The following is a 14,825-nucleotide window of genomic DNA, read 5'->3' as shown; positions in this document are numbered from 1 at the left end:
TCCGGAAGCGCCCACGCGACGAAAGGCGACTGCCAGCGTGCCTGAGAACCTGGAAACACCCCGTATCGGCTCGGGCATGATCATGTCCCTGCACCTCGCCGAGGTCGGCCCCGCCAAGGCCATGAGCGCCCTGCGCAACGGGCCCAAGCCCGAGGCGCACGAGGGCCTGCACTGGGCGAGCCCCTTCCTGATGAGCCCGCTGCGCTCGCAGAGCGCGATGTTCGACGTCAAGCCCACCGGCGCCGCGATGATCGCCGCGTGGGACAACGACGAGGCGCTGGACCGCTTCCTGTCGCACCCGGTCGCCAAGCCGTACGAGAACGGCTGGCGGGCCCGGTTCGAGCCGGTCCGCACCCTTGGCGCCTGGCCCGGCCTGCTGGAGCTGCCGCGCCGCGAGATACCCGTGGACGATCACCCCATCGGGGTGCTCACCCTGGCCCGCGTACGCCTCAACCGGGTGGTGCCGTTCGTCGCCGCCGCCTCGCACGCCGAGCGCGACGCCGCCCACCACCCCGCCTTCCTCGAGGGCACCTCGCTGATCAGGCCGCCCAATCAGGTGGCGACCTTCTCGCTCTGGCGCAGCGTCAAGGAAATGCGCCAGTACACGGTCGGTTCCTACCCCGGCGGCCACGTCAGGGCGATGAAGAAGCACGAGGAACGCGATTTCCACCACGAAACGCTGTTCGTGCGGCTCAGGCCGTACGCGGTCGACGGACATTGGAGCGGGCGCAATCCGCTCGATATGCTCAAGCCGCTGACCACCAACTGAGGCCAATGCGGGGAGTGCTGACGGAGCATCCGTCGAATAAACCCCGCCACGGCGAGCCGACAGACGGGTTTGACGTATGACCATGGAACAGATCGAACTCTCGGCCGGGACGATCGACTACCAGGACACCGGCGGCGACGGGCCGGTGCTCGTCCTGCTGCACGGCCTCCTGATGGACGAGACCCTCTGGGCGGACGTGGTCGCCGATCTGCGCGCGGACCACCGGTGCGTGGTGCCGGTGCTGCCGATGGGCGCCCACACCAAGCCGGTCAAGGAGGACGCCGACCTTTCGCCGCGCGGACTCGCCCGGCTGGTCGGGGAATTCATCGAACGGCTGGATCTGGACAATGTCACCCTGGTCGGCAATGACACCGGCGGCGCCGTCGTGCAATTGCTCGTGGACGAAGGCGCGCCGCGCGTCGGCTCAATTGTGCTGGCGTCCTGCGACGCATTCGACAACTTTCCGCCGGGGCTGACCGGCAAGACCGTCGTGATGACCGGCAAGTTGTCGCCCACCTTCTTCGGCCTTTTCATGCAGCAGATGCGGCTGAAGCTGGTACGGCGCCAGCCGATCGCCTTCGGCTGGCTCACCAAGCGGGGCGACGCCGTCAGCAAGAACTGGATCAAGCCGATCCTCGCCCAGGCCGACGTGCGGCGCGACACGGTGCGGGTGCTCCGCGGTATCGCCGCCGACAAGAAGCTGCTGGTCGGCGTGAGCGAGGGGCTCTCCTCCTTCGACCGGCCCGCGCTGGTGGTGTGGGCCGAGAAGGACCGCGTCATGCCGCCCGCGCACGGCCGCCGGCTCGCCGAGATCCTGCCGCAGGGAAGCCTCGTCGAGATCGCCGACAGCTACTCGCTCCTCCCGCTCGACCAGCCCACCCAATTCGCCACCGCGGTACGGGAGTTCACCCGCAAGAGCTGATCCTCCCCATGCCGTGACGACCCGGTGCCGGCGGTTCGGGGCACCGCCCCGAGCCGCCCGTACGCCTTGCCCTGCCCGAAAACACCCGCCCACAAGGTTCCCTCTCGCCTCCGCCTCCCCTCATGGCAACCGCCCGCGCCGGTCACCACCGGCGTATCGCGCCCGCACCCGTGCCCGGTCGGGGGACCAGGCCACCGGATGGAGAAGACCCATGAGCATTGCGGCGGACCTCGCCGTCTGCCTCGTCGGCGCCGGCCCGCGGGGCCTGTCCGTACTGGAGCGGCTCTGCGCCCACGAGCGCAAGTCGCCCTCCTGCTCCTCGCTGACGGTCCACGTGGTGGACCCCGCCGAGCCGGGGGCAGGAAGCGTCTGGCGCACCGACCAGTCGCGGCATCTGCTGATGAACACCGTCGCCTCCCAGATCACCGTCTTCACCGACGACCGGGTGACCATCGACGGCCCCATCGAGCCGGGCCCGAGCCTGTACGAGTGGGCGAAGGGCCTGCTGGGGCCGGGGGACGGCGATCCGGGGGCCGGGGCGCCGGGCGGTGCCGTGCCGGGGAGCCGTATGCCCGACGCGCACGACCCGGAGGACCTGGCCGAGGCCCGGCGGCTCGACCCCGACTCGTACCCCACCCGCGCCTTCTACGGCCGCTACCTGCGCTCCTGCTTCCTGCGGATCACCGGCAACGCGCCCGCGCACGTCGCCGTCGAGGAACACCGCTCGCGCGCGGTGGCCGTCGCCGACGCCATGGGCGACCCGGACGGGCCGCAGAGCATCCGGCTGGACAACGGCGCATGGCTGCACGGGCTGGACGCGGTGGTTCTCGCCCAGGGCCATGTCGCCGCGCGCCCGACCCCGCGCGAGGAGCGCACCGCGACGCTGGCCGCGATCCACCGGCTGACGTACATCACCCCCGCCAACCCGGCGGACGTCGACCTGTCCCGGATCGCTCCCGGCGAGACGGTGCTGCTCAGGGGCCTCGGCCTGAACTTCTTCGACCACATGACGCTGCTCACCGCGGGCCGCGGCGGCACCTTCCGCAGGGAGGGCGACCGGCTGGTCTATCTGCCGTCCGGGCGCGAGCCGTCGCTGTACGCCACCTCCCGGCGCGGGGTCCCGTACCACGCGCGCGGCGAGAACCAGAAGGGCGCGTACGGCCGTTACCACCCGCGGCTGCTCACCCCCGCCTACATCGCGGCCTCCCGCGACCGGGCGACCGGCGGTCCCGGCCTGCACTTTCGGACCCATCTGTGGCCGCTGATCTCCAAGGAGGTCCAGAGCGTCTACTACCAGGCGCTGCTGCACGCCCAGGACCGCGCGGCGGAGGGCGCGGAGCTGGGCGTGCGCTTCCTGGAGACGGCCGGGTCGCGCGAGGAGACCGAACTCCTCGACAAGTACGGCGTCGAGCCGGAGGAGCGCTGGAGCTGGGAGCGGCTGCTGACGCCCTACCTGGGACGGCGGTTCGCCGACCGGGAGGAGTTCAGGGTCTGGCTGCTCGGGTACTTGGCGCGCGATGTGCGCGAGGCCAGGGCGGGCAATGTCAGCGGCCCGCTGAAGGCCGCGCTCGACGTGCTGCGCGATCTGCGCAACGAGGTGCGGCTGGCCGTGGACCACGGCGGACTCGACGGCACGTCGCACCGGGACGAGCTGGAGGGGTGGTACACCCCGATGAACGCCTTCCTGTCCATCGGGCCTCCCGCCTCCCGCATCGAGGAGATGATCGCGCTGATCGAGGCGCGGGTGCTGGTGGTCACGGGACCCGGCACCGAAGTGCGCCTCGACCCGGCCAGGCCCGCTTTCGTCGCCTCGTCGCATGTCGTACCGGGGCCGCCGGTCGTGGCCTCCGCGCTGATCGAGGCGCGGCTGCCGGAGCCGGACCTGCGCCGGACCGCCGAGCCGCTGCTGAACTACCTGATGGCGACCGAGCAGTGCGCGCCGTACCGCATCCCGACCGGCTCGGGCGGCGGATACGAGTCCGGCGGCCTCGCCGTCACCGAGCGCCCCTACCGGCTGCTCGACCCGCGCGGGCAGGCGCATCCGCGCCGCTTCGCCTACGGTGTGCCGACCGAGTCCGTGCACTGGGTCACGGCGGCGGGCATCAGGCCCGGCGTCGACTCGGTGACGCTCGGCGACTCGGAGTCCATCGCGTGCGCGCTGCTCGCGCTGGCGGCGGGCGGCCGGGGCGCCGGTGACCCGGAGGCGCGGGGCGCGGTCCCCGCGGCCAGGCTGGCCGGGGCCGGGGCCGGGGCTTCGGGCAGCGGGGCTTCCGGGAGCGGGGTTTCCGGCAACGGTGTTTCCGGGAGCGGCGTTTCCGGCAGCGGGGCCGCGGGCAACGGGTCTTCCGGCGAGGGGGCCACGGGTGCCGGTTCCGGCGTCGGCGCTTCCGCCGCTGTCGCCGGGGCTTCGGGCGCGGACCCCGCCGTCCTGGCCGAGACCCACACCTTCGGAGTGATCGTATGAGCAGCCGGCCCAGTGAGCAGGACACCCTCATCGACGCCGGGCTGCTCTCGCCGGTCCGGGCGGGCACCCCGGTCGAGGCGGCGGTGTCCGACATCGCCTGGCTCCAGGCGATGCTGGACGCCGAATCCGCGCTGGCCCGCGCGCAGGCCAGGCTCGGCACGCTGCCGAAGTCGGCGGCCACGGCCATCGCGGCGGCGGCGCACACCGACCTGATGGACCTGCGCGCGCTGGCGCTCGCCTCCCGCGAGACCGCCAACCCGGTGGTCGGCCTGGTCCAGGCGCTGACCCGGGCGGTCGCCGAACACGACCCGGCGGCGGCCGAGTACGTCCACCGCGGCTCGACCAGCCAGGACGTCCTCGACACCGGGATGATGCTGGTCGCCGCGCGGGCGCTGCGGCTGATCCGCGGCGACCTCGCGCGGGTCGAGCGCGCGCTGGCCGCGCTCGCCGCCGAGCACCGCGACACCCCGATGGCGGGCCGCACCCTCGCGCTGCACGCCGTGCCGACCACCTTCGGCCTCAAGGCGGCGGGCTGGCGGCAGGGCGTACTCGACGCGGACGCCCGGCTGGCCGCGCTGCTCGACCACGGACTGCCGGTCTCGCTCGGCGGGGCCGCGGGCACGCTGGCCGGATACCTCGCGTACGCGCGGGTCGACGGGTACGGCGCCGGTGCCGGGGACACCGCCGCCGGTACGGGAGTCGACGGCGGTGGGCAGGCCGGTGACCCGGGGGAGTACCTGGACGAGCTGGTCGCGGCCTTCGCCGACGAGACCGGCCTCGCCAGGCCCGTACTGCCCTGGCACGCGCTGCGTACGCCCGTCGCGGACCTGGCGGCGGCGCTCGCGCTCACCGCGGGCGTCCTCGGCAAGATCGCGGTCGACGTGCAGTCGCTGGCCAGGACCGAGGTCGCGGAGGTGGCGGAGCCGGGAGTCACGGGGCGCGGCGCGTCGTCGGCGATGCCGCACAAGCGCAATCCGGTGCTGTCCACGCTGATCCGCAGCGCTGCGCTCCAAGTCCCGGTGCTGGCGGCCGGTCTGACGCAGTGTCTGGTCGCGGAGGACGAACGGTCGGCCGGGGTCTGGCACGCCGAGTGGCAGTTCCTGCGCGAGTGCCTGCGGCTGGTCGGCGGGGCCTCGCACACCGCGGCGGAACTGGCCGAGGGGCTCGCCGTCCACCCCGCCCGTATGCGCGACAACCTGGACATGACGGGCAGTCAGGTCGTCTCCGAGCGGATCGTGGCCGTCCTCACCCCGCGTCTCGGCAAGGCCGCCGCCCGCGCGTTGCTCACCGCGGCCTCCGCGGCAGCCGCCGACTCCGGCCGCCCGCTCGCCGACGTCCTCGCCCAATCCCCTGACCTGGCGGGTCACTTCGGCCCGGACGAGCTGTCCGCCCTGTGTGACCCGACCGCGTACCCGGGCGCGGCGGGCGCCCTGGTCGACCGCGCGCTGCGCGAGGACGGGCCGAGGCCGTAGCGGGGACCGCGCCGGCCGCGGGCGTGGCGGCGCGCTCGCTACTCCCCGGTGAGGCCGTCCACCGACTCGCGGATCAGGTCCGCGTGGCCGACGTGCCGCGCGTACTCCTCGACCATGTGGAAGAGGATCCAGCGCAGGCTGGGCGCCCGGCCCGCGGCGTCCGCGCGCCGCGAGAGCGTGTCGAGCCCGCCCTCGGCCAGCGCCGCGGCGGTCAGTTCACGCGAGCGCGCGACGCAGTCCTCCCAGAGCGTACGGATCTGCTCCGGGGTGTCGTCCGCGGCCGAGTGCCAGTCCCAGTCGGCGTCCGCCGACCAGTCGACCGTGTCCCACGGCGCCTCCGGCGACCGCCCGGCCAGCCACTGCGAGAACCACCACTGCTCCACGTACGCCAGGTGCTTGAGCATGCCGCCCAGCGTCATGGCGGAGGTGGGAAGGGCCGCCGCGAGCCCGGCCGCGTCGAGTCCCGCGCACTTCCACGCCAGCGTCGCCCGCTGGAAGTCGAGGAAGCCCAGCAGTGTCTCGGTCTCCCCGCCCGTCTCGGGGGGAAGCGGCCGGCCCTGCTCGTCGATGTCGGTCATGAGCAGGGAGTATAGGAGCCGTTCGCGGTTCCGGGCGGTCGCCGCGGCTCCGCCTACACCTTGTCGAGCCAGATCACGATCCCGGTCAGGTCGCTGAGCACGGCCGCGACCCCCGCCCTGATCGAGGCCGCGCAGCGCGCCGCGGTGAACGAACCGGCGTCGTACGTCGAGGACATGCCGAGCCCTTCGCCCCGGAAGGACGCGCCGGACCAGTCGACGGCGGTGACATTGTGCGTCGGCTCGGCCAACTCCGCACCCACGACGAGGAATTGCTGCGACAGGTGGTTCGCGGTGACCGGCACGAGCGGGTCGATCAGGTCGTTGCCCGCGCTGACGATGAGGTCCGCGTGCATGTCGAGCGCCCTGGTGACGCTCGGCAGCAGGTCGGCCGCACCGTCCGCGACGACGGTCCTGAGCTTGACGTGCTCCTCGTCCGCCCACTTCTCGACCGCGTCGACCAGCGACCGCGTCGGCCGGTCGGTGCCCGCGCTGAGCAGCACCACGCGGTAGCCCTTCGGCGGGTGGACGCCCTCCCACGAACCGGGCGCCGGGGTGACGGTCGACTCGGGCGCGGGCGGCGACACGCTGTCCACGAAGCGCGGGCCGAGCGTGCCGACGGGCGAGGGTTTGGCGCGCGGCTGCGACCAGTCGTCGTCGGAGCCGCATCCGGCGGTTCCGAGGGCCAGCGCGGTGACCGCCGCCAGCATGGCAACGGCCCGAAGCGGGGGGCGCACGTCGATCGTCCTCCGAGATGAGTGGTGAGCGGTGACTGCTGAGCGATTGGTGCTGAGCGGAGAGAGGTGAGCGGTGAGCGCTGAGCGATAGGTGCTGAGCGCTGAGCGATAAGGGGTGAGCGAGGTGCCGAGGGCTTGCTGTGAACGGTGTGACGAGAGAACGCCCTGGTGAGAGCCATGGGCGGGTGCCGCGGGTCCATCCTGCGACGCCGATCGCCTCCGTGGGGAACCTCGAACGCCTTTGCGGACCTTGTTGGCCCAGGGTTCGCCGACCCGCCGGTTTCAGTTCACCCGTGACGTGCAGCGTGCTCCTCCTACCCAAGGAGTCCCATGTCAGAGCGGGTCCGTCGCGCCGTCATCTGCATCGCCGCGGCGCTGATCGGTTTCCTCGGCGCCGTCCAACCGGCGTTCGCCCACGGCTTCTCGTCCACCGCGTACGTCCATGTGACGGCGGCGGACGAAGGCCATGTCCGTACTTCCCTCAAGCTTGAATACGACCTTTTTGTCATATCCGCTGCCGATGCCGAACATGACGACGACCTCTTCCGCACCGGCAACGGCGCCTTCGACGCCGGTGACACCACAGCGCAGGCCGCGGCCCTCAACGCCCACAAGAAGTCGGCCGTCGCCTATGTCACCCAGCGCTTCTCGGTCACCGCCGCGGGCAAGGCGTGCGCGCCGGAGCAGGTCGGCGACTTCACGATGGACCGGCAGGAGGGCGTGCCGTACACCGTCCTGCTGCTGGACTGGGACTGCCAGGAGCTGGCCGGTGACCACCGGGTCCGCAGCGGCCTGTTCCCCGACAGCGAGACATACGTCCGCGGTACGAAGACGATCGTCACGTACGACCTGGACGGCCGCTCCGGCAGCGCGGCGCTCGACGCGGCGCACCCGTCCTTCTCGATCGACCAGCCCTGGTACGCCTGGTTCTGGGAGTTCTTCCGGCTGGGCGCCGAGCACCTGCTGACCGGCACCGACCACATCCTGTTCCTGCTGGCGCTGATCGCCGGGTCGCGGCGGCTGCGCGAGATCGTGCTCGCCGCCACCAGCTTCACGCTCGCGCACTCGGTGACCTTCATGCTCGCCGCGCTCGGGGCGGTCGACGTGCCGTCGCGGCTGGTCGAGCCGGTCATCGCGCTGTCGATCGCGGTGGTCGCGGGCTGGCACCTGTGGCGGATACGGCAGCGCGGCAGCCACGCCTCCGACCTGGATCCGGGCGCTTCGGTCCGGGGCGCCTCCGGCTCGGGGCCCGGCTCCGGCGGGCGCGGCTTCCTGCGCGACCACGTCGCCCTCGACCGGGCGGGCTGGCTGCGGCTCGCGGTGGTCTTCTGCTTCGGCCTCGTCCACGGCCTCGGCTTCGCGGGCGCGCTCGGCATCGACCAGGCGTGGTCCTGGACGCTGCTCGGCTCCCTCCTGGTCTTCAACGTCGGCATCGAGGTCGTGCAGTTGTCGATCATCGCCGTCGTCTTCCCGCTGCTGGCCCTGCTGCGCCGCCGTTCGCCGACCGCGGGGCTCTGGGTGACCGGCACCGTTTCCGCAGGTGTAGCGCTTATGGGACTTGTGTGGTTCCTGCAACGGGTGGGCGGTGGCTGAGCCTTCAACTGAGGTGAAGTTCAGGTCAGGCGAAGATCGCATTTGCCGCCTGTTTACCAACCGATGGGAGCTTGATGACCTCAGCTCCATGCAGTTCCGTCCAAAAAGGAACAAAAACAGATGAGATCGATCAGATCGGTACGGACCCACGGGTCCGTACGACGCCGCGTGGTCACCGGGGCCACCGCGGTCACCATGGGTCTGGCGCTCGCCGTCGGCGCGGGACTCACCTCCCCCGCCGTGGCCGCCGACCCCGCCGCCCTCACCAGCATCATCCTCGGTGTCGGCGCGAACGAGACGCAGCGCACGGTGACCTGGTACTCCTCGGCCGACACGGCCCAGGTCATCCAGGCCGCCCCGACCGCGACCCTGGTCAACGGTGAATTCCCGGCGGACGCCGCCACGTTCGACGCCATCGGCGGGGCGAACATCGCCACCAGCGGCGGCTTCAACCGGCACGCCACCATCACCGGCCTGAAGGAGAACACGGCGTACTCCTACCGTGTCGGCTCCGTGGGCAACTGGTCGCAGACCTACGCCTTCAAGACGCAGGACTTCGAGGGCGACTACGACTTCCTGTTCTACGGCGACCCGCAGATCGGCTCCTCCGGCAACCTCGCCAAGGACCAGGCGGGCTGGAAGGACACGCTCGACGTCTCGCTGGCCGCCAACCCGAACGCCGAACTGCTGGTGTCCGGCGGCGACCAGGTCGAGACCGCGAACACCGAGGCGCAGTGGGACTCCTTCCTGGCCCCCGACAAGCTCCGTCAGTACCCGTGGGCCGCGACCATCGGCAACCACGATGTCGGCGGCAAGGCGTACGAGCAGCACCTGTACACCCCGAACACCGACCGTTCGGCGCCGTACTACGCCAACGGCAACCCGGGCTCGAACACCTCGGGCGGTGACTACTGGTACATCTACAAGGACGTGCTGTTCATCGACCTGAACAGCAACAGCTACGCCGCCTCCTCGGGCGGCGGCGGTGACGAGGCGCACGTCAAGTACGTCACCGACATCATCAACAAGCACGGTTCCGAGGCCAAGTGGAAGGTGCTCACGTACCACCACGCGATCTACTCCCCGGCCAGCCACGCCAAGGACTCGGACAACAAGCAGCGCCGTACCGACTTCACCACCGCCTTTTCGCAGCTCGGCGTGGACGTCGTCCTCCAGGGCCACGACCACAGCTACTCCCGCAGCTACCTGATCAAGAACGGTCAGAAGGCGGACGCGGCCGAGCAGCCCGGCCAGGCGGACGTGTACCCCGGTCCCGGCGGTGTGCTCTACGTGACGGCCAACTCGGCGTCCGGCTCGAAGTACTACGACATCACCAAGCCGGACAGCAGCGGCACCGGTGTCACGGGCCAGGGTCCCGACCCGCTGAACCCGGACAGCTACTGGTACAACTCGGTGCAGAACCAGGAGCACGTGCGCTCCTACGTCAAGGTCCAGGTGCGCAACGACAAGCTCGTCGTCGAGAACCTGCGCAGCGGCACCTGCACCGCGCCCAACGCGGCGGTCGAGCTGGGCCAGGTCTCCTGCGTCAACACCCCCGAGGGCCAGCCGATCGGCTCGGTCGTCGACAAGGTGACGGTGCACCCGTACCACGGCACCGGCCAGGACCTCGCGGTCAAGGTGCCCACCGCGCCCCCCGGCGAGTTCGGCTGGACCATCGACGGCTACAACGGCCTGGTGGACCTCGGTACCGCCAAGGACCACGACGGTGACTACTTCGACGCGACGGGCACCATCAACCCGATCGTCGTGTCGGACAGCCGCCGCTCGCTCGCTCCCTGGTCGATCTCGGCCAGCGTGGGCGACTTCACGGACGGCGCCAAGAAGTTCTCCGGCGCGTACCTCGGCTGGACGCCGAAGATCCTCGCCCCCGGCGCGGGTGCCAAGGCCGGCGGCACGGTCAACTCCGGTTACGACGGCGGCTCCGGCCTGTCCGTCTCGCGCGGCCTCGGCTGGGCGGACCAGGGTCACACCAAGGGCACGGCCAAGCTCGGCGCCGACCTGGATCTGAAGATCCCGGGCAGCGTCGCCAAGGGCGACTACCGCGCGACTCTCACGATCACCGCGCTCAGTAGCTGATCCCGCCCGCTTGACCGCTCCACCTGAGTGACCCCGCACCACCCGGTGGGGCAGGCGCCCGCGGGCGCCCGCCCCACCGGTTCCTCAGCTCCGACAGATCCGACCAGAACGCCCGAGGACCCCGACATGCATGTGCCCGTGACCCGCCGGACGACCGTCGTCGCCACCTTCGTCCGTACCGCCGTCCTGGCGCTGCTCCTCGCCCTCGCGGTCACCGGTCTGTCCGCGCGACCGGCCGCCGCCGAGGGCGACGTCGCCTGGACCGTACGCACCGCGTCGAACAGCTTCGGCGCCGACCGGTCGAGCTACAGCTACGCCGTCAACCCCGGCGGCAAGGTCGAGGACGCGATGGTCGTCGCCAACCGGGGCAAGGCACCGGTCGACCTCGGCGTGTACGCCGCCGACGGCTTCACCACCGACAAGGGCCAACTCGACCTGCTGCCCGCCGACAAGAAGTCCCGCGCGATCGGCGTGTGGGCGCGCGCGGCGCGCGAGCGCGTCGTGGTCCAGCCGGGCAGGACCGTCGAGGTGCCCTTCACCCTCGCCATCCCGGCCAACGCGACGCCCGGCGACTACGTGGGCGGCATCCTCACCTCGCTGACCCAGCCCGACGACGCGCAGGGCATCAACGTCGACCGGCGGCTCGGCATCAAGATCAAGCTGCGGGTCAGCGGCGCGATCAAGCCCACGCTCGCGGTGGAGGACCTGCACGTCTCCTACGGCGGTACGGCCGCCCCCTTCTCCAAGGGCGACGCCACCGTCACCTACCGCATCCGCAACACCGGCAACGCGATCATGTCGACCCGTCAGTCGGTGAAGCTCAAGGGCCTGTTCGGCTGGTTCGCGGTCACCGGCGGCAAGACGGCCACGCCGCCCGAACTGCTCCCCGGCGAGAGCTGGAAGGTGAGCGTGCCCGTCCACGACGTGGCCCCCGCCGTCCGCCTCACCGCGACCGTGACCCTCACCCCGCTGTTCACCGACGCCTCCGGCTCCACCACCCAGCTCAAGACCGTCCAGGCCACGGCCCACACCTGGGCCTTCCCCTGGACCCTCACCGCCCTCGTCCTCGTCCTCCTCGCCCTGGCCGTCGCCGCCTTCCTCCACACCCGCCGCACCCGCACCAAGCGCAAAGCCGCCGAGGACGCCCGCGTCCGCACCGCCGTGGAACAGGCCCTCCGCGAGGCGTGAGCCACCTAGGACACGCCCTGGGGCCTCCGGGGCAGGCACCAGCGGCGCGGCTGTCAAAATTCTTTGACAGCCGCGTGCGTTGTCAGGGAACCTTGAGGAACGTTTTTCCCGGTGCGGAGAGGGCTGAGCCATGGAGTGGGTGGACGAGACCCGGCGCCACACCGGTTATGTGACAGCGGTGTTGGCCGACGGCGCGGAACCGGCGACGCCGCCCGAGGGCCGTCAGCCCTGGTGGTCGTACAACGGAGCGGACGGCCCCCGCGCGATCGGCGTCAAGGGCGCCTGCGAGTGCGGCTGGCGCGGCGCCGAGACCCACCCCATCATCCGGGGCGACGACGACGCCACCGAGGGCAACGACTCCCGCACCGGCCCGATGGCCGACTGGGAGTACCACGTCACCGCGACCGAAGGCGCCGTCCCCCACGACGTCGAGCAGATGCTCGCCGCCCTGCGGCGGCGCGTCGAGGAACTCTCCCGCGACCAGCCCCTCACCGCGCTGCGCGTCGTCGCCCGCGTCGAAGAGACCGCCCCCGCGCTCAGCCGCGAAGCCGTCCGCGCCGCGCGCCGCTCCCTCGTCTCCTGGGAGGCCATCGGCCGCGCCTTCGGCACCAGCCGCCAGACCACCCACGCCCGCTTCGCCCGCCACCTCCCCGACTGACACCGGCCCGGCCCCCCCGCTCCCGACGCGTTCAGAACCTGCTCAGACTCTGCTCACTGCGGCTCGTGCGGCCCGGACCGGGCCCAAACGGTGTTTGACTGCCGGGGTATCGGGCGAGGAAGGGCGGATTCCATGGCTGACCAGCCTTCTGTGAGCGTCGGTGGCGTCACGTACCGGGTCACACCCGAGTACCTGGCCACCGCCTCCAGCAACACGATGTCCACGGCGAGCGAGATCGCCGGGCAGTTGGCGGAGCTGAAGACGTATGTGAGCAGTCTGGAAGCGAGTTGGCAGGGCATCGCCCACAACCAGTTCCAGACGCTGATGGCGGAGTACGACGTCTACGCGCGGATGCTGCACGACGCCCTGGAGGGAATCTCCAAGGGCCTCCAGGGCAACTACGTGAACTACAAGGACTCCGAGCAGCAGAACCTCAACAACCTCGCCGCGCTCGGCGAGGACCTGCCGAAGGCACCGTCCGGCACCAACTTCAACTGATCCGGGCCGCACAACGAGGAGCGATTCATGGCCGATATCGACGGCACGCCGATCTACGTCGGTGAGGGACTGGCGGCGGCGGGCGGCGTGATCAACGCCAGGGCCGGGGAGATCTCCGGCGAACTCCAGTCGCTGAAGTCGCAGTTGGCGCCGATGGTGGAGGCGTGGCGGGAGAGCCAGGCCGCCACCTACTACCAGGACATGCAGAACGAGTGGGACCTGGCGGCCGACGGCCTGTTCGGACCCGACGGTGTGCTCGGCCGCATCGCCCAGGCGATGCATGTGAACTGGAGCAATTACAGTGACGCCGAGTGGTCCAACATCTCCACCTGGCGCCACTGAGACCGGAACCACGAAGACCACGCGTCACAAAAACCCCACGCCACCGAAACCAGGCGCCGCCGAACGCCGTCTTTGACGTCGGTGTCTCCGAACCCCGGCGGCACCGACCCACCGCGGCCCGCGGACGCGCGGCCGTGAGGTCCGACACCGAAGGAAACATCCGTGCCCGATGAACGCTGCCGGGTTACCGTGGTCGGCGAACGCAGGCGGATCGACCTCGCGCTTCCGGCGCAGGCCCCGATCGCCGAGTACGTTCCCCGACTCGCCTCCCTGTGCGGGCAGTCCGAGTCCGAGGCGCTGCCGCCGGTCTGGTCGCTCGCCGAGTCGGGCGGCGCTCCGATGGCCCCCGGCGACTCGCTGTCGGCGGCGGGCATCGTGGACGGCGCCACCTTGTACCTGCGCGACCAGCGGGCGGCGGAACTGGGCGAGTTGACCGTCACCGACCTCGACGAACAGGTCGCCAGCGCCCAGGACGACGGCGGCCTGTGGAGCTCCCGCCGCCGCGCCCAGTGCGTCGTGGGCGCGGGCCTGGTCTTCATGGTGGCCGCGGCGGCCTGGCTCGGCGCGCTCCGGCCGGCCGGCCCGTGGGCGGCGCTGTTCGCGCTCGCCGCGCTCTGCTCGGCGCTGCTCGCCTGGTACGCGGAGCGCAAGAACTGGCCGCTGCCGCGCGCAGTACGGCAGTTCTTCGCGCTCGCCACCGTCCCGCTGCTGGCCTGCGTCGGCCTGGACGGACCGGTGCACGGCCCGGTCGCCACCCCCGTACTCGTCTCCGTCTTCGCCGTGCTCGGCGCGGTGATCGGGCTGGTCGCGCTGCCGTCGCCCGCCACCGTGGTGCTCAACCTGCTCACACTGGTGGCCGCGCTGCTCACCGTGGCGCTGACCGCCTCGCACGCCGGGCTCACCGGCTCCGCCGCCGTCGTGTCCGTGGCGCTGTTCCTGACCGCGGGTCTGCTGCCCAGGGCCGCGGGCCAGATCGCGGTGCTCGTGCCCTCGGGACCCGACGTCAGCGCGCCCGCGCTGGACGACGGGACCGTGGCCACCGTCGTCCACCGCAGCAACGCGCTGCTCACCCTGCTCAGCGTGGTGAGCGGGGTGTTCCTCGCGGCGGCCCTGCTCACCCTGAGCGCGTCCCACGACGTCTACGCGCTCGTGCTGGCGGGCTGCGTCAGCGTCGGACTGCTGCTCCAGGCCGCGACCGTACGCGTACTGAGCGCGGTGGTACCGCAGTTGGCCGCCGGGGTGCTGGGGCTCGTGGCGCTGACCGTACGGGTGCCGCTGTACGCGTTCGACTCGCGGCTCGCGGGCCCGCTGGCCGCCTTCGGCGTGGGCGCCGTCCTGGTCGCCTGCGGACTCTTCCTCGCCTTCGGCGCGGCTCTGCGGCCCATCGAGCCGGACCGCCCGACCTGGCCCGCGGCCGTCACCAGCGTTCTGTTCGTGGCCGCCGTACCGCTGGCCGCCGGGGTGTTCGGCCTCTTCGGCTGGCTGGCGGACCTGGGGAGCGGCCTGTGAC

General features: G+C 71.7%; 13 protein-coding genes. 11 read left to right on the top strand and 2 right to left on the bottom strand.

The window, feature by feature from the left end; genetic code table 11:
- The first annotated feature begins 37 nt into the window (after positions 1-37).
- From ACIOC1_RS06650 to ACIOC1_RS06635, 4 genes are all read left to right on the top strand, one after another.
- On the top strand, positions 38-769 hold the full coding sequence (locus ACIOC1_RS06650; protein ID WP_355344294.1) for a spheroidene monooxygenase: 732 nt from the start codon (positions 38-40) through the stop codon (positions 767-769).
- A 76-nt stretch (positions 770-845) separates the two neighbouring features.
- On the top strand, positions 846-1,691 hold the full coding sequence (locus ACIOC1_RS06645) for an alpha/beta fold hydrolase (RefSeq protein WP_401852379.1): 846 nt from the start codon (positions 846-848) through the stop codon (positions 1,689-1,691).
- Positions 1,692-1,902: 211 nt separating this feature from the next.
- Complete coding sequence (locus ACIOC1_RS06640) at positions 1,903-4,155, top strand: FAD/NAD(P)-binding protein (protein WP_401852375.1); 2,253 nt, start codon at positions 1,903-1,905, stop codon at positions 4,153-4,155.
- A complete protein-coding gene (locus ACIOC1_RS06635) occupies positions 4,152-5,627 on the top strand; it encodes an adenylosuccinate lyase family protein (protein WP_401852372.1) in 1,476 nt (491 codons plus the stop codon). Before ACIOC1_RS06640 ends, ACIOC1_RS06635 begins: the two co-directional genes overlap by 4 nt.
- A gap of 38 nt (positions 5,628-5,665) precedes the next feature.
- On the opposite strand, the gene ACIOC1_RS06630 is transcribed toward ACIOC1_RS06635, so the two are convergent.
- A complete protein-coding gene (locus ACIOC1_RS06630; protein WP_355344282.1) occupies positions 5,666-6,205 on the bottom strand; it encodes a DinB family protein in 540 nt (179 codons plus the stop codon).
- Positions 6,206-6,258: 53 nt separating this feature from the next.
- A complete protein-coding gene (locus ACIOC1_RS06625; RefSeq protein ID WP_391161561.1) occupies positions 6,259-6,939 on the bottom strand; it encodes a hypothetical protein in 681 nt (226 codons plus the stop codon).
- A 330-nt stretch (positions 6,940-7,269) separates the two neighbouring features.
- Between ACIOC1_RS06625 and ACIOC1_RS06620 the strand changes: the two genes are divergently transcribed.
- From ACIOC1_RS06620 to ACIOC1_RS06590, 7 genes are all read left to right on the top strand, one after another.
- Entirely contained in the window at positions 7,270-8,532 is a 1,263-nt protein-coding gene (locus ACIOC1_RS06620) for a HupE/UreJ family protein (RefSeq protein ID WP_401852369.1), read from the top strand.
- Positions 8,533-8,652: 120 nt separating this feature from the next.
- Complete coding sequence (locus ACIOC1_RS06615) at positions 8,653-10,629, top strand: fibronectin type III domain-containing protein (RefSeq protein ID WP_401723674.1); 1,977 nt, start codon at positions 8,653-8,655, stop codon at positions 10,627-10,629.
- Positions 10,630-10,755: 126 nt separating this feature from the next.
- Entirely contained in the window at positions 10,756-11,817 is a 1,062-nt protein-coding gene (locus tag ACIOC1_RS06610; RefSeq protein ID WP_401852365.1) for a WxL protein peptidoglycan domain-containing protein, read from the top strand.
- 130 nt (positions 11,818-11,947) lie between these two features.
- Complete coding sequence (locus tag ACIOC1_RS06605; protein WP_355344267.1) at positions 11,948-12,475, top strand: hypothetical protein; 528 nt, start codon at positions 11,948-11,950, stop codon at positions 12,473-12,475.
- Between the two features lie 132 nt (positions 12,476-12,607).
- Positions 12,608-12,973 (top strand): WXG100 family type VII secretion target, encoded by a 366-nt coding sequence (locus ACIOC1_RS06600; RefSeq protein WP_223186817.1) that lies wholly within the window; start codon positions 12,608-12,610, stop codon positions 12,971-12,973.
- A gap of 27 nt (positions 12,974-13,000) precedes the next feature.
- Positions 13,001-13,315 (top strand): WXG100 family type VII secretion target, encoded by a 315-nt coding sequence (locus ACIOC1_RS06595; RefSeq protein ID WP_188281815.1) that lies wholly within the window; start codon positions 13,001-13,003, stop codon positions 13,313-13,315.
- Positions 13,316-13,477: 162 nt separating this feature from the next.
- Positions 13,478-14,824: an EsaB/YukD family protein gene (locus tag ACIOC1_RS06590; protein WP_355344263.1), complete on the top strand. Its 1,347-nt coding sequence runs from the start codon at positions 13,478-13,480 to the stop codon at positions 14,822-14,824.
- Position 14,825: the final 1 nt, after the last annotated feature.

It is taken from the genome of Streptomyces sp. NPDC088197 (assembly GCF_044741185.1).
Lineage (GTDB): Bacteria > Actinomycetota > Actinomycetes > Streptomycetales > Streptomycetaceae > Actinacidiphila.
Note: the sequence above shows the minus strand (reverse complement) of the source record. Positions and strands in the feature narration are given on the sequence as shown.